The following is an 18,790-nucleotide window of genomic DNA, read 5'->3' on the forward strand; positions in this document are numbered from 1 at the left end:
GTCCGTATCAAGGAGGTTCACCATGGCGCTACGCACCACGTTGCTGCTTTCCTGCATGACCTTGGCCCTGCTCGGCTGCGCCGGCAACGATCACCCGGCACCGCCGCGTACCCAGCAGGTCGACCTGCAACGTTACCAGGGCACCTGGTACGAACTCGCCCGGCTGCCGATGTTCTTCCAGCGCAACTGCGTGCAGTCCGAGGCGCAGTATGGCCTGCGAGAGGATGGTCGCCTCGACGTGACCAACCGCTGCCAGGAAAAGGACGGCCAGTGGAACCAGGCCAAGGGCATCGCCGAAGCCCAGCAACCGGGCAGCACCGACAAGCTCTGGGTGCGCTTCGACAACTGGTTCAGCCGCCTCGCGCCCGGCCTGACCAAGGGCGAGTACTGGGTGCTGTACCACGACCAGGACTACCGCGTAGCCTTGGTCGGCCACCCGAACCGCGAATACCTGTGGCTGCTTTCACGCACGCCTGCAGTCACGGACCAGATGCGCGAGCAACTGCTGACGATCGCCCGGGAGCAAGGCTATGACACCAGCAAGCTCATCTGGCGGCAGGCCGAGTAGGCAAGACCTGGCGGGCCATCGACGACATGCAGCAATCCGGCTAAGGTGTGCGCCCCGTATCATCTCGAAGGAACAAACCCGTTGAGTACCACGCCGCCACCAGCACCTTGCATCCGCCCGACACCCATCGGCCCGCTGGTGGAGACGTTACTGCTGGGCTGAAACAAGGAGCCAGACCATGGATTTGCTGTTCCTGGGCACCTCCGCCGGCGTGCCGACCAAGGCACGCAATGTGAGCGGTACCGCAGTGATCGAGGCCAGTGGCAGCCACTGGTACCTGGTCGACTGTGGCGAAGGCACCCAGCACCGGCTGCTGCACACACCGCTGTCGATCCGCGACCTGCGCGCCATCTTCATTACCCACGTGCACGGCGACCATTGCTTCGGCCTGCCGGGCCTGCTGGCCAGCGCCGGCATGAGCGGGCGCACCCAGCCGCTGGACCTTGTCCTGCCCGCCGCCCTGCACGACTGGGTGCGCCAGGGGCTGGTGGCCAGCGATACCTTCCTGCCGTTCGAACTGCGCCTGCTGGCCGTGGAGGAGCTGGTGGAATGGCACAGTGACGCCCTGGAAGTGACTAGCGTGCAGCTGTCGCACCGGGTGCCGAGCGTCGGCTTCGTGTTCACCGAGCTCAACCCCGAACCGCGACTGAACATCCCGCGCCTGGAAGCCGAAGGTATCCCCCGCGGCCCGCTGTGGGGCGAGCTGGCCAAGGGTTTGACGGTGCAGCATGGCGGGCGGCGGCTGCACGGCAAGGATTACCTGCGCCCTTCGCGCCCGCCGCGGCGGGTGATCGTGTGCGGCGACAACGACAACCCCGAGCTGTTGGCCGACGCCGCCAGGGGCGCGGACGTGCTGGTGCACGAGGCCACGTTCACCCAGGCGGTGGTCGAGCGCACGGGGGTCACCTTCGGCCACAGCACCGCGGCTGCAGTGGCGCGCTTTGCCGAAGCTGCGGGCGTGCGCAATCTGGTGCTGACGCACTTCAGCGCCCGCTACCAGAACGACCCACAGCGCAGCCCGAGCATCGACGATGTGCGCGACGAAGCCCTCGCCCACTACAGCGGGCAGCTTACCCTGGCGCAGGACCTGCAGCGCTATCACATCGGGCGCGATGGCTGTCTCGAACCGGCCGGATGATTTAGCATGGCCGGTTTTCCAAAAGGACTTGGCCATGCAACGCATCGTGATTCTGGGCAACGCCGGCAGTGGCAAATCGACCCTGGCCCGGCAGATAGGCGCACGCTTGGGCGTGCCGGTGGTGCACCTCGATACGTTGTTCTGGGAGACCGGCTGGGTCGAGCCGGATGCCGAGACCTTCCGTACCCGCGTGCGCGATGCGGTGGCTGGGGAGGCTTGGGTATGCGAGGGCAATTATGCCCGCCGCACGTTCGACCTGCGTCTGCCGCGGGCCGACCTTGTCATCTGGCTGGATACGCCGAGACTGACCTGCCTCAAGCGGGTGATCCTGCGCAGTGTGCTGAACAAGCCCCGACCGGACCTGCCGGCGGGATGTACCGAGCGGCTGGACCGGGCGTTTCTGACCTTCTTGAAGTTCGTATGGACGTTCGATCGGGGGTATCGGCCGGGGATCGAGGCGAGCCGCCAGGCCACAGGGCCGCAGGTGCCGGTGGTGCATTTGCGAGGTGAACGGCAGATTGCGGCGTGTCTGGCAGATCTTACCCAACCCGCCCCGGCAGCGCGGCCCCTGTAGGAGCGGCCTTGTGTCGCGAAAGGGCCGCAAAGCGGCCCCGGCGATGCCCGCGTCTACTTCAAGATCCTGGGGCTGCTGCGCAGCCCGATCGCGACACAAGGCCGCTCCTACAAAAAGCGCGTACTCCTGATACTGACGGCGCTAGGCCGCCAATCGGCCACTGGCAATCGCCTCCGACGCCGCCAGCATCGCGCGCAGCAACACTGCGCAGCCCGCAGCCAGGTCCTCGGGCGTGGCGTTCTCGATCTCGTTATGGCTGATACCGTTCTCGCACGGCACGAATATCATCCCCGCCGGCCCCAGTTCGGCCAGGAAGATCGCGTCGTGCCCCGCGCCGCTGACGATGTCCATGTGCGGCAGGCCCAGCGCCTGCGCCGATTTGCGCACGGCATCGACACAGGCATTGTCGAAGTACAACGCCGGGAAATCGGCTGTGGGTACCAGTTCGTGGCTCAGGCCATGCCTGGCACAGGTCGCCTCGATCACCGCACGCACATCGGCAATCATCGCATTCAGCTGCTCACCCTCCAGATGACGGAAATCCAGGGTCATGCGCACTTCGCCCGGGATCACGTTGCGCGAGCCCGGGTAGGCCTGCAGGCACCCCACCGTCCCACAAGCATGGGGCTGGTGGCCGAGGGCGGTGCGGTTGACTGCCTCAACCACTGCCGCCGCGCCGACCAGGGCGTCCTTGCGCAGGTGCATGGGCGTAGGGCCGGCGTGGGCCTCGACACCGCGCAAGGTCAGGTCGAACCACTTCTGGCCCAGCGCACCCAGCACCACGCCGATGGTCTTGGCCTGATCTTCGAGGATCGGGCCTTGCTCGATATGCGCTTCGAAATAGGCCCCCACCGGGTGGCCTGATACAGCACGCGGGCCGGCGTAGCCGATGGCGTTCAACGCCTCACCAACACTGACACCCTGGGCGTCGCGCTTGGCCAGGGTTTCCTCCAGCGTGAACTTGCCGGCGAACACCCCGGAACCCATCATGCACGGCGCAAAGCGCGAGCCTTCCTCGTTGGTCCACACCACCACTTCCAGCGGTGCTTCGGTTTCCACGCCGAGATCGTTGAGGGTACGAATTACCTCCAGCCCGGCCATCACCCCGAAGCAACCGTCGAACTTGCCACCGGTGGGCTGGGTGTCGATATGGCTGCCGGTCATCACCGGGGGCAGCTTGGGGTTACGCCCAGGGCGACGGGCGAAGATGTTGCCGATGGCGTCGATGGTGACCGTGCAACCGGCGGCCTCGCACCACTGCACGAACAGGTCGCGGGCCTGGCGGTCGAGGTCGGTCAAGGCCAGGCGGCACACGCCGCCCTTGGCGGTAGCACCGAGGCGGGCCAGGTCCATCAGGGACTGCCACAGGCGGGTGCTGTCGATGTGGTGGGCGGTGGTCTTCAGGATCTCTTTGACTGGGGTCACGGGTTTCTCCTTCAGGCTTTTTGTTGTATGTGCCGGCCTCTTCGCGGGCATGCCCGCTCCCACAGGATCACCACAGGTCTGGAAAACCGTGCAGTACCTGTGGGAGCGGGCGAGCCCGCGAAGAAGCCGGCGCGGTCTCACGGCAAAGGCTTGACCACCCGCGCCGGGCTGCGCGCGACCACACGGGCCAAGAGGTAATACAGCGCCCCACCCAGCAGCGAACCGGTGAACCAACCGTAGTCGTAGAACCAGCTGAAACTGCTGTTGCCAATCGCCATGACGGTCAGCGCCACCGGCAACGCAAAGGCGGCAAAACCGGCCCAGTTCCATGCCGGGTATACGTCGTCACGGTACAGCCCGGCCAGGTCCAGCTCCTGCCGGCGGATCAGGAAGTAGTCCACCACCATGATCCCGGCGATCGGCCCCAGCAGGCTCGAATACCCCAGCAGCCAGTTGGAGTACACGCTCTCCAGGCTCAGGTCGGAAACGATCCAGCCCAGCTTCTTCAGCAGCTCATGGCCCATCAGCGCCAGGCCGATGAAGCCGGTCAGCCACACCGCGCGGCTGCGCCCGATCAGGCGTGGGGCGATGTTCTGGAAGTCGTTGGTCGGCGACACGATGTTCGCCGCGGTGTTGGTCGACAGCGTGGCGATCACGATCAGCGCCATGGCCAGGGCCACCCAGAACGGGCTGTGGATCTTGCCGATCAGGCTGACCGGGTCGGACACGGTCTCGCCAACCAGCGATGCCGAGGCTGCGGTCAGCACCACGCCCAGCGCAGCAAACAGGAACATGGTCAGCGGCAAGCCGAAGATCTGCCCGAGAATCTGGTCCTTCTGGCTGCGGGCATAGCGGCTGAAGTCGGGGATGTTCAGCGATAGCGTGGCCCAGAAACCGACCATGGCGGTAAGCCCGGCGCAGAAGTAGCCGAGCATGTTCGCCCCTTCCGGGCGCTTGGGCGGCTGGGCCAGCAGTTCGGTCATCGACATGTGCGGCAAGGCCCAGAACAGTAGGCCGACGCCGACCGCCACCAGCAGCGGTGCCGAAAGCGTTTCGAGCCACTTGATCGACTCGGCGCCGCGCAGCACCACCCACAGGTTCAGGCACCAGAAGATCATGAAGCCGATCACCTCGCCGGTGCCGCCCAGGGCTTTCCAGCCGTCGAACACCGAGCCGAGGAACAAATGGATGGCCAGGCCACCGAACATGGTCTGGATGCCGAACCAGCCACAGGCGACCACCGCCCGGATCAGGCATGGCACGTTTGAGCCGAGTATGCCGAACGACGAACGCAGCAGCACCGGGAACGGAATGCCATACTTGGTGCCAGGGAAGGCGTTGAGGGTGAGCGGGATCAGCACGATCAGGTTGGCCAGCAGAATAGCCAGCAAGGCCTCGCCCACGCTGAGGCCGAAGTAGGCGGTCAGCACGCCACCGAGGGTGTAGGTGGGCACGCAGATGGACATGCCCACCCACAGGGCGGTGATGTGCCATTTGTTCCAAGTGCGCTGGTGCACCTTGGTCGGGGCGATGTCGTGGTTGTAGCGCGGGCTGTCGAGGACATCGCTACCTTCGGACAGCTCGAACAGGCCATCGCGCTCGACCACTTCCGATCTGCTCTGCTGCATGGGGGCTCTCCAGATTTTCTTCTAGTTGCTGCCCATCGGGCTGATGCGATGGCCGGAGTACTCACGGTTCATGTGCTTGAAAATCTCGACCAGATTTTCATCTTGTCAAGTAAGTCAAAGCATCAGAAAGCTACGCAGCCAGCACCAATAATTAAATTAACCCATTAATTTCAATCAGTTAAAAACCACAAAATTAATGGGAAAATTTTCTTGCCGAATCCCGGATCAGCATCTAGCCTCGAATCTTGTCAGGCCTGACAGGATTAACCGCCCTGCCCGCCCTACATCAAGAAAACTCCAAGAACCGGCCCAGACCGGTCAGCCTGCGAGGAAAACGGCATGTCCCTGTTGATCCGTGGCGCCACCGTGGTCACCCACGAAGAGAGTTACCCCGCTGATGTCCTGTGTGCCGATGGCCTGATCCGTGCCATTGGGCAAAACCTCGAACCGCCCACCGACTGCCAGATCCTCGACGGCAGTGGCCAGTACCTGATGCCCGGCGGCATCGACCCGCACACCCACATGCAGCTGCCGTTCATGGGCACGGTGGCCAGCGAGGATTTCTTCAGCGGCACCGCCGCGGGCCTGGCCGGTGGCACCACCTCGATCATCGACTTCGTCATCCCCAACCCGCAGCAGTCGTTGCTTGAGGCCTTTCACACCTGGCGCGGCTGGGCGCAGAAAAGCGCCAGCGACTACGGCTTCCATGTCGCCATTACCTGGTGGAGCGAGCAGGTAGCCGAAGAGATGGGCGAACTGGTGGCCAAACATGGGGTGAACAGCTTCAAGCACTTCATGGCCTACAAGAATGCGATCATGGCCGCCGACGACACCCTGGTGGCCAGCTTCGAGCGCTGCCTGCAACTGGGTGCAGTACCCACCGTGCATGCCGAGAACGGCGAGCTGGTGTACCACCTGCAAAAAAAACTGCTGGCCCAGGGCCTGACCGGGCCGGAAGCCCACCCGCTGTCACGCCCATCCCAGGTCGAGGGTGAAGCGGCCAGCCGAGCCATCCGCATTGCCGAGACGCTGGGCACACCACTGTATCTGGTGCACGTTTCCAGCCGCGAAGCGCTGGATGAAATCGCCTATGCCAGAGGCAAGGGCCAGCCGGTCTACGGCGAAGTCCTGCCCGGCCATCTGCTGCTGGATGACAGCGTCTACCGTGACCCTGACTGGGCCACCGCCGCAGGCTACGTGATGAGTCCCCCGTTCCGTCCGCGTGAACACCAGGAGGCGCTGTGGCGTGGGCTGCAATCGGGCAACCTGCACACCACCGCCACCGACCACTGCTGCTTCTGCGCCGAGCAGAAAGCCATGGGGCGCGACGATTTCAGCCGCATCCCCAACGGCACTGCCGGCATCGAGGACCGCATGGCAGTGCTGTGGGATGCAGGGGTCAACAGCGGGCGCCTGTCGATGCATGAGTTCGTTGCGCTGACCTCCACCAACACCGCGAAAATCTTCAACCTTTTCCCTCGCAAGGGTGCCATTCGTGTTGGTGCCGACGCCGACCTGGTGCTGTGGGACCCGCAAGGCACGCGCACCATCTCGGCCAAGACCCACCACCAGCAGGTGGACTTCAACATCTTCGAAGGCCGTACCGTGCGCGGCATCCCCAGCCATACCATCAGCCAGGGCAAAGTGCTCTGGGCCGATGGCGACCTGCGTGCGGAAAAAGGCGCGGGGCGGTATGTGGAACGGCCGGCGTATCCGTCGGTGTATGAAGTGCTGGGGCGCAGGGCCGAAGTGCAGCGGCCGACGCCCGTCCAGCGCTGAAGCCATTGGGGCTGCTGCGCAGCCCATCGCGACACAAGGCCGCTCCTACAGGAGTGCGCGGTTCCTTGTAGGAGCGGCCTTGGGTCGCGATGGGGCGCGCAGCGGCCCCAGAAACCACCGCAATGCTTGTCGCCTGCATCCATAAAAAATAGAGAGGCTACAACCGTGATCGACGCCCTGAACCACTTGCCGCGCCCACGGGCCGGCGCCGACCAGCTGGCCGAGCGCTTCAGCGACCTGGCCCCACCCCTCACCGCCCGCCAGGCCGCCGTCGAAAGCGCACGCTGCCTGTATTGCTATGACGCCCCCTGCGTCAACGCTTGCCCCAGTGACATCGACATCCCGTCGTTCATCCACCGCATCAGCGACGAAAACCTGCAAGGCGCCGCCGAGCGCATCCTCTCGGCCAACATCCTCGGCGGCAGTTGCGCCCGCGTCTGCCCCACCGAAATCCTTTGCCAGCAAGCCTGCGTGCGCAACAACGCGCAGGAATGCGCACCGGTGCTGATCGGCCAGCTGCAGCGCTATGCTCTGGACAACGCCCACTTCACCGAGCACCCGTTCCAGCGCTCGCCGGCCACCGGCAAGCGCATCGCCGTGGTCGGTGCCGGCCCTGCCGGGCTGTCGTGTGCCCACCGCCTGGCCATGCACGGGCATGATGTGGTGGTGTTCGAGGCCAGCGACAAGGCCGGTGGCCTCAACGAGTACGGCATCGCCCGCTACAAGCTGGTGGACGACTATGCCCAGCGTGAAGTGGAATTCCTGCTCGGCATCGGCGGCATCGAGATCCGCCATGGCCAGCGCCTGGGCAGCAACTTTGGCCTGGGCGAGCTGCGCGACCAGTTCGACGCAGTGTTCCTCGGCCTGGGCCTGAATGCCGTGCGCCAGCTCGGCCTGCCTGATGAAGAAGCCCCCGGCCTGCTCGCCGCCACCGCATACATCCGCGAACTGCGCCAGGCCGACGACCTGAGCCAGTTGCCCCTGGCCGACCGCTGCCTGGTGATCGGCGCCGGCAACACCGCGATCGACATGGCCGTGCAGATGAGCCGCTTGGGTGCCCGCGACGTCAACCTGGTGTACCGCCGTGGCCATGCCGACATGGGCGCCACCGGCCACGAGCAGGACATCGCCAAGGCCAACCAGGTGCGCCTGCATACCTGGGCCCGCCCCGATGCCGTGTTGCTGGACGACAGCGGCAAGGTGCGCGGTATGCGCTTTGCCCGCACCGAGCTGGTAGACGGCCGCCTGCGCGACACCGGCGAAACCTTCGAACTGGCTGCCGATGCCATCTTCAAGGCCATCGGCCAACGCTTCGACGACGCCAGCCTCGTCGACCCGGTGGCCGCACAACTGGCGCGCGACGGCGAGCGCATCCGCGTCGACGAAACGATGCAGACCAGCCTGCCGGGCGTCTATGCCGGCGGCGACTGCACCGCCCTGGGCCAGGACCTTACCGTCCAGGCCGTGCAACACGGCAAGCTGGCCGCCGAAGCCATCCATGCCCAACTCATGCTCAACGTGGAGGCTGCGTAAATGGCCGACCTGTCCATCGAATTTGCCGGCATCAAGGCACCCAACCCCTTCTGGCTGGCCTCCGCTCCGCCAACCGACAAGGCCTACAACGTGGTCCGCGCCTTCGAGGCCGGCTGGGGTGGCGTAGTGTGGAAAACACTCGGTGAAGACCCGGCGGCAGTCAACGTGTCGTCGCGCTACTCGGCGCATTACGGCCCCAACCGCCAGGTGCAGGGCATCAACAACATCGAGCTCATCACCGACCGCTCACTGGACATCAACCTGCGCGAAATCACCCAGGTGAAGAAGGACTGGCCCGACCGCGCACTGATCGTGTCGCTGATGGTGCCCTGCGTGGAAGACTCGTGGAAGTTCATACTGCCGCTGGTGGAAGCCACCGGGGCCGATGGCATCGAACTGAATTTCGGCTGCCCGCACGGCATGCCGGAGCGCGGCATGGGCGCGGCGGTCGGCCAGGTGCCGGATTACGTGGAAATGGTCACCCGCTGGTGCAAGACGTACTGCTCGCTGCCGGTGATCGTCAAACTCACGCCGAACATCACCGATATCCGCCAGTCGGCCCGCGCCGCGCACCGTGGTGGGGCCGATGCAGTGTCGTTGATCAATACCATCAACTCGATCACCAGCGTCGATCTGGACCGTATGGTCGCCCACCCCATCGTTGGCGACCAGAGCACCCATGGTGGTTACTGCGGTTCAGCGGTCAAGCCGATTGCCCTGAACATGGTGGCGGAAATCGCCCGCGACCCGCAAACGCTCGGCTTGCCCATCTGTGGTATTGGCGGCATCGGCAGTTGGCGTGACGCAGCCGAGTTCATGGCCCTGGGCAGTGGCGCTGTACAGGTGTGCACGGCAGCGATGCTGCACGGCTTCCGCATCGTCGAGGACATGAAGGACGGCCTGGCGCGCTGGATGGACCAGCACGGGCACCCCAACATCGAAGCGTTCCGCGGCCAGGCGGTGGGGCATACCACCGACTGGAAGTACCTGGACATGAACTACAAGTCGGTGGCGCACATCGACCAGCAAGCATGCATAGGCTGCGGGCGCTGCCACATTGCCTGTGAGGACACTTCGCACCAGGCGATTGCCAGTACGCTGAAGGCCGATGGCACGCATGCCTACAGCGTGATCGAGGAGGAATGCGTGGGCTGCAACCTGTGCCAGATCACCTGCCCGGTGGAGAGCTGCATCGAGATGGTGGCTCAGGATACCGGCAAGCCGTACCTGAACTGGACGCAGGACCCGCGTAATCCCTACCGCGAGGCCAGTTGAGGTAATTGGGGCTGCCTTGCAGCCCTTCGCGGGCACGCCCGCTCCCACATGGATCGCGCCGCTTGGGAGGGCAGCGAAACACCTGTGGGAGCGGGCGTGCCCGCGAAGGGCCGCAAAGCGGCACCAATCGCTCAGCGTACACCGACCTCAAGGCTCCAGCCCGATCCCCCGCAAGATCACGCTGGTCACCGTCTGCACGGCATTTTCAAAGGCCATGTCCGACAACGCCTCCCCGCCATTGAGCAACGTCACCTGGTAACCAAAGTCGGCATAGTGCTGGGTCGAGGCCCAGATCATGTACAAAAGCGCCGAGGGCTCCACGGGCAGGATGCGCCCCTCCTCCACCCAGCGACGGATCTTGGCTTCCTTCAGCTTGGCCCAGGGCACCAGGCTTTCATCCAGGTTCACCCCCAACACCGGCGCCCCGTGCAGCATCTCTTCGGCCCAGATCTTCGACCCCAGCGGCCGCGAGCGCGAGTGGCCCATCTTCGCCCGGATGTAACTGGTCAGCACCACGCGCGGGTCGTCGAAGTTCTCGAAGCACAGCGCGTCCTGCTTCCACACATCCAGCAGGTCCTGCAGCACTGCGCGGAACAGATCGTCCTTGGTGCTGAAGTAATAATGCAGGTTGGAACGCGGCAGCTCGGCCTGCTCGGCGATATCACCCATCGACGTGGCGCCGTAGCCCTTCTCGGCGAACACCTTTTCCGCCGCCTGCAGGATCTTCTCGATATTGCGCCGGCGGATTTCGATCTTGTGATTGGCCATCAGGCTTGGGCCGTCCACACCGCCAGCTCATAACCGTCTGGGTAGATGAAATTGAACTCGATGTTGTCGATCTGCCGATCAGTACCGCGAATGCCCATGTGTGCTCCGTGCCAAAGGGGTTTGCCCTAGTCTACTCCGCTTACTCCAAGCCAGCGCAATCCCTGTAGGAGCGGCCTTGTGTCGCGAAAGGGGTGCGTAGCGCCCCCGGGATTTCAGCCTCACTGCATGAATTGCCGGGGCTGCTTTGCAGCCCGATCGCGACACAAGGCCGCTCCTACAGGGGGAGACCGCCATCTGACTTAGCTACAGCTCGCCCGATCACGCACTGGGCACTGTGCGCGGTGCAGGTTCAGTGCGGTGTTGATGATGCCGATATGGCTGAACGCCTGGGGGAAGTTGCCAAGCATGCGCTGGCCCGCCGGGTCGTACTGTTCGGCCAGCAAGCCAAGGTCGTTGCACAGGCCGGTCAGGCGTTCGTACAGTGCCTGCGCTTCTGCCTGGCGACCTAGCAGAACATATACGTCGGCCAGCCAGAACGAACACACCAGGAAGGTGCCCTCCCCTGGAGTCAGGCCATCGCTGCAGCTGTCGCTGTCATAGCGCAGCAGAAGACCGTTTTTCATCAGGCGCTGTTCGACCTGTTCAAGCGTGCGCAAAAAGCGTGGGTCATCCGCCGGCAGGAAGCCGGTAAGGGCGATGTGCAACAAACTGGCGTCCATCTCGGTCGAGCCATAGGCCTGGACGAAAAAACGGCCGCTGGGGTCCAGGCCCCGCGCGCATACTTCACGACGAATCTCGTCAGCCACCTGGCGGTAGTGCTGCCCACGCTCGCGGCCTTCCTCGGTGGTGTCGGCCAGCCCTGCGGCGCGGTCGAAGGCAACCCAGGCCATGACCTTGGAGTGCACGAACTGCTGCCGGCCGCCGCGCACTTCCCAGATGCCCTCGTCCGGCTGGCGCCAGATGCGCTCGACGTAAGGCAGGATCAGTCGTGAGATGGCGGCGCTACGTGGATGGCGGGGCAAGCCACCCTTTATTGCCTGGGTCATGGCATCGGCGAGTTCGCCGTAGATGTCCAGTTGCATCTGCCCTGACGCTGCATTGCCCACCCGCACCGGTTGCGAGTGCTCGTAGCCGGCCAGCCACGGCAAGGTGTATTCCTGCAGGTCGCGCTCACCGGCCAGGCCGTACATGATCTGCATCTGCTCGGGGTTGCCGGCCACCGAGCGCAACAGCCATTCCCGCCAGGCCTGGGCTTCGTCGAAGTAGCCGAGGTTCATGAAGGCCAGCAGGGTCATGGTCGCGTCGCGCAGCCAACAGAAGCGGTAGTCCCAGTTGCGCTCGTGGCCGATGCGCTCGGGCAGCGATGTGGTGACGGCGGCAACGATGCCGCCGGTGGGCGCGTAGGTCATGGCCTTGAGGGTCAGCAGCGAACGGCGCACCAGGGCGGAATATGGGCCCACCTGTGGGCAGCGGGCGGCGAAGGCCTGCCATTGGTCGATGGTCTGCGCCAGCGCTTGGTCGATATCACAGCCGGGCTGCACCGGCAGGTGCGAAGGCTGGTGGCGCAGGCTGAACACCTGGCGTTCGCCCGCGCCAACGCGAAAGCGGGCGACCGTGTGCTGGTCGCGGGCATGCGGGGGGACGGTGCTGCACAGGATCAGCCGGTCGGGGCCGGCGACGGCGCTGAGGGTCCGCGGGTCGAGCCGTTCCACCCAGGGCACGCTGCGGCCATAGTCGAAGCGCATCACCAGGTCCATTTCGAAGTTGGTTTCGCCAGCGAGGCCCTCGACGATGCGCACCAGCGCGTTAACCTCGCCCAGCGGCATGAAGTCGAGCACACGGGCGCGGCCGGTGGCGGTCACCCAGGTGGTTTCCAGCACCAAGGTGTCGTCCACATATTGGCGGCTGCTGTGTTCGACCGGGTCGCAGGGGGCCAGGCGCCAGCGGCCGTTTTCTTCGTTGCCCAGCAGGGCGGCGAATACCGCGGGGGCGTCGAAGCGTGGCAGGCACAGCCAGTCGAGCGAGCCATCGCGGCTGACCAGGGCGGCGCTGCGGCAGTTGCCCAGCAGGGCATAGTCTTCGATGTGGGCAGGCATTGGGGCTCCTTTGTGTGTTTGCCTGTGACGGCCTCTTCGCGGGCACAGGCTCTACAAAAAACTCACCCCAACCGATGCCACTCGCGCTTGTCCCGCGCCAGCAATTCATTGCCGGCCTCGGGCCCGTCTTCACCGGCCGGGTACTCATGCACCTCGCCGCCCTGGGCCCAGGCATCGAGGAACGGCTGCACCGCGCGCCAGCCGTTCTCGATGTTGTCAGCCCGCTGGAACAAGGTCTGGTCACCGGTCAGGCAATCGTAGATCAGCGTTTCGTAGCCGGTCGCCGGGGTCATCTTGAAGAAGTCCTTGTAGGCAAAGCCCAGCTCGACATTCTCCATTACCAGCTCCGGCCCGGGGCGCTTGGCCTGCAGGTCGAACCACATGCCTTCGTTGGGCTGGATCTGGATCTTCAGGTAATTGGGCTTGGGCCGCTCCAGCTCCGACTCGCGGAACTGCGCATAGGGCGCAGGCTTGAAGCAGATGGCGATTTCGGTATCACGCACGCTCATGCGCTTGCCAGTACGCAGGTAGAACGGCACGCCGGCCCAGCGCCAGTTGTCGATCATCACCTTGAGCGCCACATAGGTCTCGGTCTGGCTATCCGCCGCGACGTTGGGCTCGTGGCGGTAGCCAGGCAACTGCTTGCGCCCCTGTTTGCCGGCGCCGTACTGGCCACGCACGGAATTTTTCAGGGCCATCTTCGCCGACCATGGGCGGATGGCGCCGACCACCTTGGCCTTTTCGCTGCGCACGGCATCGGCGGCGAACGCGGCCGGGGGCTCCATGGCCACCATCGCCAGCAACTGGAACAGGTGGTTGGGCACCATGTCGCGCAGCGCACCGGTGCTGTCATAGAACGCACCACGGGTCTCGACGCCGACGGTTTCCGCGGCGGTGATCTGCACATGGTCGATGTAGTGGTTGTTCCAGAACGATTCGAACAAGCCGTTGGAGAACCGGCTGACCAGGATGTTCTGCACCGTCTCTTTGCCCAGGTAATGGTCGATGCGGTAGATCTGCCGCTCACCCATCACCTTCAGCAGGCAGGCGTTGAGCGCCTCGGCGCTGGCCAGGTCGGTGCCAAAGGGCTTTTCCACCACGACCCGGCGAAAGCCACCGGCCGATTCGTCGAGCAGCCCGGCCTGGCCCAGGCGCTGCGCCACTTCGGGGAAGAAGCGCGGCGAGGTCGCCAGGTAGAAGATGGCGTTGCCATGGCGGGTCGTGTCGATGCGCTTGGCGAGGGTCTGGTAGGTGGCCGGGTCGAGGAAATCGCCGGTCTGGTAATCCAGGCGCTTGGCCAGGCGTGCCCAGAGCTTCTCATCCAGGCACTTGGCCGTGCCCTCGCCGCCTTTGTCACGCTCGACCATGAACGCGTGCAGGCGTTCGGCGAATTCCTCGGCAGTGGCCGGGTTATGGTCGACGCCAACAATGCGCAGGTTGCGGTCCAGCAGACCGTCACGGCTGAGGTTGTAAAGCGCCGGCATCAGCAGGCGCTTTACCAGGTCGCCATTGGCGCCGAACAGGAACAGGGTGCATGGCGGAGCAGCCGGAATGCTCTGTTTGGTCATTCGGCTTTTTTCTCGACGTGGCCACCGAAGCCCAGGCGCATGGCCGAGAGAATCTTGTCACCATAGGTGCCTTGCTGCTGGCGCGAGCGGAAGCGGGCGAACAACGCGCTGGACAGCACCGGCACCGGCACCGCCTGCTCGACGGCGGCGTCGATGGTCCAACGGCCCTCACCACTGTCGGACACCGAGCCACTGAATTGCGACAGCTGCGGGTCGGCCACCAGCGCATCGGCAGTGAGGTCGAGCAGCCACGAGGTAACCACGCTGCCACGCCGCCACACTTCGGCGATTTCGGCCACGTTCAGGTCGAAACGCTGGTCTTCCGGCAGTTCGTTGCCGCCCTTGCTGCGCAGCAGGTCGAAGCCTTCGGCGTATGCCTGCATCAGGCCGTATTCGATGCCGTTGTGCACCATTTTCACGTAGTGCCCGGCACCGGGTGGGCCGGCATGGATGTAGCCGTGCTCGGCACGCTGGTGCTCGCCGCTGCGGCCATGGGTACGCGGGATGTCACCCACGCCCGGGGCCAGCGCCTTGAACAGCGGCTCCAGGCGCTCGAACACTTCCTTTTCGCCACCGATCATCATGCAGTAGCCACGGTCCAGGCCCCACACACCGCCCGAGGTGCCGACATCCAGGTAATGCAGCCCGCGCTTGGCCAGTTCGGCGGCGCGGCGCATGTCGTCCTTGTAGAAGGTGTTGCCGCCGTCGATGATCGCATCGCCCGGCTCCAGCAGTTCGGCCAGTTGGGCGATGGTCTGCTCGGTGGGCTCGCCGGCGGGCAACATGACCCACACCGCGCGCGGCGCTTTCAGCTTCTGTACCAGCGCACCGAGGTCGTGCGCACCCTGGGCGCCCTCGCCCTCCAGACCGGTGATGGCCTCACGGTTGCGGTCATGCACCACAGTACGGTGGCCGGCGCGCATCAGGCGCCTTGCGATATTGCCGCCCATGCGGCCCAGCCCGATGATTCCCAGTTGCATGAGCCGATGCTCCCCTTTCGAAATAAATGACAACACAATCCAGCTTTTCAGATTAGTCCAGCGTACCGCTCGAGGGTTCAGCGACGAACGGCGGGACCACGATAAACAAAAAAGTTCCCAAGACCTGCGAAAGAATTCAGAATGCGCCCGCGTGAAGCGTCTACGCTTTAACTTGTCACCAGCCAAAACCGCGAGGTGTGTCCATGGGTACTTTGATGCCTGCAACCCCAACCCAGACCCTCTATGTCTCCGTGCGCCGTGATGAGCTGCGTAAACTGAAGGATGAACGTGACCAGCTGCGCCAGCAGGTCGCCCAACTGAACCTGCTGCTGGCGCAGGCGCGCACAGACGGCAAGGCCGTTACCCTCTGAGTTTGCCCCTCCCCTGTGGGAGCCGAACTGCTCCCACATCGCTCAATCGAGCAGCCAGCTATTATCCCCATTTTCCAAGGTACCGCCATGACTGGTGGCATCGCCGACCCTGGCAAGCGGCTGCCCATCATCCATCATCAGTGCCGAGCCGCTGGTAATCACCGCCCCACACCCAAGCCTGTCGCCAACCCTGGTGGCTGCCCTGCCGTTGACGAAGAACAGACTGGAGCCGCTGCTGATGCTGGTCGGGCCGCACAATGGGCAGTGGTGAGTGTGACCCAGCAGAACGATGGCAGGCATTGTTGCCACTCCCGAATCATGTGAGGCGCCAGGCACGCATGCCGGCAGCGCCAATCAGAACGTTCTCGACAGCCGCCAGTGCACGACCTGGCCATCGATCTCAGGGAAAGGTACCTGGTGCATGAACACTTGTTCGCCCACCATGCGCTCGACGCAGACGTAGTAACCGGGCCATGGGCAAGGCGTGCCGGAAGGCCAGCCTGGGGCATCCTCGCGCCTGGCGGTTTCCGGGTCGCGGAACTGCTTGCCCAGGCGTCGGTAATACGCCCTTTCGACGAGTGCCTGCGGGTAAAAGCGGGGAGCGCTTTCCAGGGCATCACCCTGCACAGACCATAAAAACGCCACCAGTGCCGCCTCGAAGGCCCAATAACCCAAGTGGTCACTCCGTGCCCGGGTGTGGCGCTCGTGCCAGTAGCAACCGTGCGCATTGGCGTACCACTGCCCGAGATAGTGCATGAGCGCGTCATGCTGCGCGGGGCCTTTCAGGTCGAGGCACTCCGACAAGGCGCCGTAAGGTTCGGGGTGAAGCAATGAGGTGCCTGGGTAGGCCTTGCCCAGCCGCTGGAACAGGCGATGCAGCAGCAGGTCGGGGCTGCGCTCGTCGTCCTGGTTCAGCCAGCCCAGTACCTGGTCGACACGCTCGGGGTAACCGCACAGCACCGCCAGCGACAGCAGCCACAAGGCAAGCCGGTATTCATCCGACACCCACGGGCGCAACTGCTCGCTGGTTGCCGGGTACGCCGAAAAATGCCGGGCGAACTGGGCGAACGCATAGTCTGCATAGGCCTCCACCAACTCCATCGGCTCGCCACCGGAATACCGCTGCACTGCCAGCTCCAGTGCCATGTGTGCCCAGTCGCGGCTAAGGCCACGGTAGTGATGCCTGTGCTCGGCTGGCCCGATCAGCAATGCCTGGGCGTCAGGGTCGGCGAATTCCTGCTCTTTTTCACGGGTCGAGGCCAGGTAATGCTGCTCGACCATCCACGGGTCGCGCTTGATGCTGTCGAACTGGCCCATTGGCCCTCCCGCACGCTATAAGCCTTTCACCAAGCGCCAAACCAGAGAGCGCCCATTTTCGCTCGGCATCTCTACGCCTTGCATGAATGTCTGAGGCCCGACCGCCCACTCATCGCATACCCAGACCCCCGTGCGCGGGCAAATTTCGCCCGACCTGGCAAGCGCATCCGAATACGGCGCGCTTTGCAGTTGTTCAGGGAAGCTTTTGATAACTTGACGCTTGCGAGCATCGTCTACCAAATCCTTCGGGTAGAAAGGAAGATCTCTATAGGGCGTATCGTCGACGCCCCACAACACAGTGACCAATCCTGCCTCAAAGGCCCAATAGCCAAAGAAACCCGCATCGCTTCGTGCCTTGTGCCGGTCATGCCAATAACAGTTGCGCATGCCGCGATACCACTGCTTCAGGTAACTACGCACTGCCTGTTGCTGCTCATCCTTCACAGTAGTTACGGCATTGAGCAATTCATGGTAGGGGCACTCATGAATCAACGTACTCCCGGGGATCGTCACCCCCACACGGGAAAACAGTTGCCGCAACAGGATGTCCTCACCGTCATCTGGGTCTTGACTCAAAAAACCTGCGATTTGCCTGATGCGACCGGGCTTGTTGAACAGCACTGCAAACGACAGAAGCCAGAGTGTGTACTGATAGGCATCCGGCTCCCACAGTTTCAAGCTGAAAGCCGGATAAGCTTGCTTGTGACGTTGAAATTGGGAAAACATGTGATCCGCGTAAAACTCAAGCGCTTCAATGGGTTCCCCTCCCGAATATAGAGCAATGAGCAACTCCATAGACTGAAAGCACCACCTCCAGCTCAACATCTTGACATTTACATACTCGGGACGCTCAATTTCGAGAAAAGACTCAGTCTGGCGCTCTACATAATTCTCCTTCCAAAAAGAAACACTATCGAGATAGGCTGCCTCTTGCAAGAAAGGCTCACGCTTGACCCGATCAAATCCAGTCATTACACACCCCTATTGGATCACATCACAGATAAATTTAGCATTTTCGTCGAGCTTGACTATTTTCGTTACCACGCCACCTTCATCTACGATCATTAACCAACGGTCATATCCGGCGAATGCAACTTCTTCCGCCTGTTTTTTTCCCAAGTTCCAAGTCAAGTCTCGGCTCAATCCACGCATCACTCATCTGCCTGGCACTCGGAAACCCCTTACTCCCCTTTGTAACCGGCAAACTACCCGGCGAAAACGCGCCCCCGTTCAGGGTTGGCGAACTCCCGCTCTTTTTCACAGATCGAGGCTAGGTAACGCTGCTCGTCCATCCACGGGTCGCGCTTGATGCTGTCGAACTGGCCCATTGGCCCTCCCGCACGCTATAAGCCTTTCACCAAGCGCCAAACCAGAGAGCGCCCATTTTCGCTCGGCATCTCTACGCCTTGCATGAATGTCTGAGGCCCGACCGCCCACTCATCGCATACCCAGACCCCCGTGCGCGGGCAAATTTCGCCCGACCTGGCAAGCGCATCCGAATACGGCGCGCTTTGCAGTTGTTCAGGGAAGCTTTTGATAACTTGACGCTTGCGAGCATCGTCTACCAAATCCTTCGGGTAGAAAGGAAGATCTCTATAGGGCGTATCGTCGACGCCCCACAACACAGTGACCAATCCTGCCTCAAAGGCCCAATAGCCAAAGAAACCCGCATCGCTTCGTGCCTTGTGCCGGTCATGCCAATAACAGTTGCGCATGCCGCGATACCACTGCTTCAGGTAACTACGCACTGCCTGTTGCTGCTCATCCTTC

Annotated in this window: 19 protein-coding genes; 7 read left to right on the forward strand and 12 right to left on the reverse strand. The window is 63.5% G+C overall.

All coding sequences use genetic code 11. The features are described from left to right. Nucleotides 1-22: 22 nt before the first annotated feature. From ACLCGK_RS15780 to ACLCGK_RS15790, 3 genes are all read left to right on the forward strand, one after another. Nucleotides 23-568, forward strand: a complete 546-nt coding sequence (locus ACLCGK_RS15780) for a lipocalin family protein (protein ID WP_013973308.1) — start codon at nt 23-25, stop codon at nt 566-568. 178 nt (nt 569-746) lie between these two features. Continuing rightward, nucleotides 747-1,706, forward strand: a complete 960-nt coding sequence (locus ACLCGK_RS15785) for a ribonuclease Z (RefSeq protein WP_410952362.1) — start codon at nt 747-749, stop codon at nt 1,704-1,706. A 34-nt stretch (nt 1,707-1,740) separates the two neighbouring features. Then, nucleotides 1,741-2,280: an AAA family ATPase gene (locus ACLCGK_RS15790; RefSeq protein ID WP_085720536.1), complete on the forward strand. Its 540-nt coding sequence runs from the start codon at nt 1,741-1,743 to the stop codon at nt 2,278-2,280. 141 nt (nt 2,281-2,421) lie between these two features. Here ACLCGK_RS15790 and ACLCGK_RS15795 read toward each other — a convergent pair whose 3' ends face one another. Together ACLCGK_RS15795 and ACLCGK_RS15800 are read right to left on the reverse strand one after the other, a co-directional pair. Continuing rightward, nucleotides 2,422-3,705, reverse strand: a complete 1,284-nt coding sequence (locus tag ACLCGK_RS15795) for a Zn-dependent hydrolase (RefSeq protein ID WP_410952363.1) — start codon at nt 3,703-3,705, stop codon at nt 2,422-2,424. 137 nt (nt 3,706-3,842) lie between these two features. Further along, nucleotides 3,843-5,333, reverse strand: coding sequence for an NCS1 family nucleobase:cation symporter-1 (locus tag ACLCGK_RS15800; protein WP_410952364.1), 1,491 nt, complete (start codon nt 5,331-5,333; stop codon nt 3,843-3,845). A gap of 339 nt (nt 5,334-5,672) precedes the next feature. Here ACLCGK_RS15800 and hydA point away from each other — a divergent pair, with 339 nt between their 5' ends. The 3 genes from hydA to preA all read left to right on the forward strand — a co-directional run bounded on the left by hydA (nt 5,673) and on the right by preA (nt 9,920). Further along, complete coding sequence (hydA, locus tag ACLCGK_RS15805; protein WP_013973312.1) at nt 5,673-7,112, forward strand: dihydropyrimidinase; 1,440 nt, start codon at nt 5,673-5,675, stop codon at nt 7,110-7,112. Nucleotides 7,113-7,277: 165 nt separating this feature from the next. Next, nucleotides 7,278-8,645 carry an NAD(P)-dependent oxidoreductase gene (locus ACLCGK_RS15810; RefSeq protein ID WP_410952365.1) on the forward strand — a complete coding sequence of 456 codons (1,368 nt, stop codon included), beginning with the start codon at nt 7,278-7,280 and terminating at the stop codon, nt 8,643-8,645. Continuing rightward, on the forward strand, nt 8,646-9,920 hold the full coding sequence (gene preA / locus ACLCGK_RS15815; protein WP_054573015.1) for an NAD-dependent dihydropyrimidine dehydrogenase subunit PreA: 1,275 nt from the start codon (nt 8,646-8,648) through the stop codon (nt 9,918-9,920). It begins immediately after the preceding gene. A 147-nt stretch (nt 9,921-10,067) separates the two neighbouring features. Here preA and ACLCGK_RS15820 read toward each other — a convergent pair whose 3' ends face one another. The 4 genes from ACLCGK_RS15820 to gnd form a co-directional block, all read right to left on the reverse strand. Continuing rightward, a complete protein-coding gene (locus ACLCGK_RS15820) occupies nt 10,068-10,688 on the reverse strand; it encodes a TetR/AcrR family transcriptional regulator (RefSeq protein WP_015270992.1) in 621 nt (206 codons plus the stop codon). A 299-nt stretch (nt 10,689-10,987) separates the two neighbouring features. Next, nucleotides 10,988-12,784 carry a glycoside hydrolase family 15 protein gene (locus ACLCGK_RS15825; protein ID WP_410952366.1) on the reverse strand — a complete coding sequence of 599 codons (1,797 nt, stop codon included), beginning with the start codon at nt 12,782-12,784 and terminating at the stop codon, nt 10,988-10,990. 62 nt (nt 12,785-12,846) lie between these two features. Beyond that, a complete protein-coding gene (gene zwf, locus ACLCGK_RS15830) occupies nt 12,847-14,352 on the reverse strand; it encodes a glucose-6-phosphate dehydrogenase (RefSeq protein ID WP_410952367.1) in 1,506 nt (501 codons plus the stop codon). Next, entirely contained in the window at nt 14,349-15,383 is a 1,035-nt protein-coding gene (gene gnd, locus ACLCGK_RS15835) for a phosphogluconate dehydrogenase (NAD(+)-dependent, decarboxylating) (protein ID WP_137109124.1), read from the reverse strand. Before gnd ends, zwf begins: the two co-directional genes overlap by 4 nt. Nucleotides 15,384-15,535: 152 nt before the next feature. Between gnd and ACLCGK_RS15840 the strand changes: the two genes are divergently transcribed. Next, nucleotides 15,536-15,703, forward strand: a complete 168-nt coding sequence (locus ACLCGK_RS15840; RefSeq protein WP_003258397.1) for a DUF6026 family protein — start codon at nt 15,536-15,538, stop codon at nt 15,701-15,703. Nucleotides 15,704-15,745: 42 nt separating this feature from the next. Here the strand turns inward: ACLCGK_RS15840 and ACLCGK_RS15845 are convergent, their stop codons facing one another. The 6 genes from ACLCGK_RS15845 to ACLCGK_RS15870 all read right to left on the reverse strand — a co-directional run. Continuing rightward, a complete protein-coding gene (locus ACLCGK_RS15845; protein WP_410952368.1) occupies nt 15,746-16,003 on the reverse strand; it encodes a PAAR domain-containing protein in 258 nt (85 codons plus the stop codon). 54 nt (nt 16,004-16,057) lie between these two features. After that, a complete protein-coding gene (locus ACLCGK_RS15850) occupies nt 16,058-17,020 on the reverse strand; it encodes a PoNe immunity protein domain-containing protein (RefSeq protein ID WP_410952369.1) in 963 nt (320 codons plus the stop codon). A gap of 15 nt (nt 17,021-17,035) precedes the next feature. Continuing rightward, nucleotides 17,036-17,992, reverse strand: a complete 957-nt coding sequence (locus ACLCGK_RS15855) for a PoNi-like cognate immunity protein (RefSeq protein WP_410952370.1) — start codon at nt 17,990-17,992, stop codon at nt 17,036-17,038. Nucleotides 17,993-18,001: 9 nt separating this feature from the next. Further along, complete coding sequence (locus tag ACLCGK_RS15860; protein WP_410952371.1) at nt 18,002-18,172, reverse strand: hypothetical protein; 171 nt, start codon at nt 18,170-18,172, stop codon at nt 18,002-18,004. Nucleotides 18,173-18,225: 53 nt separating this feature from the next. Then, a complete protein-coding gene (locus ACLCGK_RS15865) occupies nt 18,226-18,348 on the reverse strand; it encodes a hypothetical protein (protein WP_350012560.1) in 123 nt (40 codons plus the stop codon). A 15-nt stretch (nt 18,349-18,363) separates the two neighbouring features. Continuing rightward, nucleotides 18,364-18,790: PoNe immunity protein domain-containing protein (locus tag ACLCGK_RS15870; protein ID WP_410952372.1), on the reverse strand; the 427-nt coding region annotated here is incomplete at its 5' end.

Source organism: Pseudomonas sp. S1(2024) (assembly GCF_046557535.1).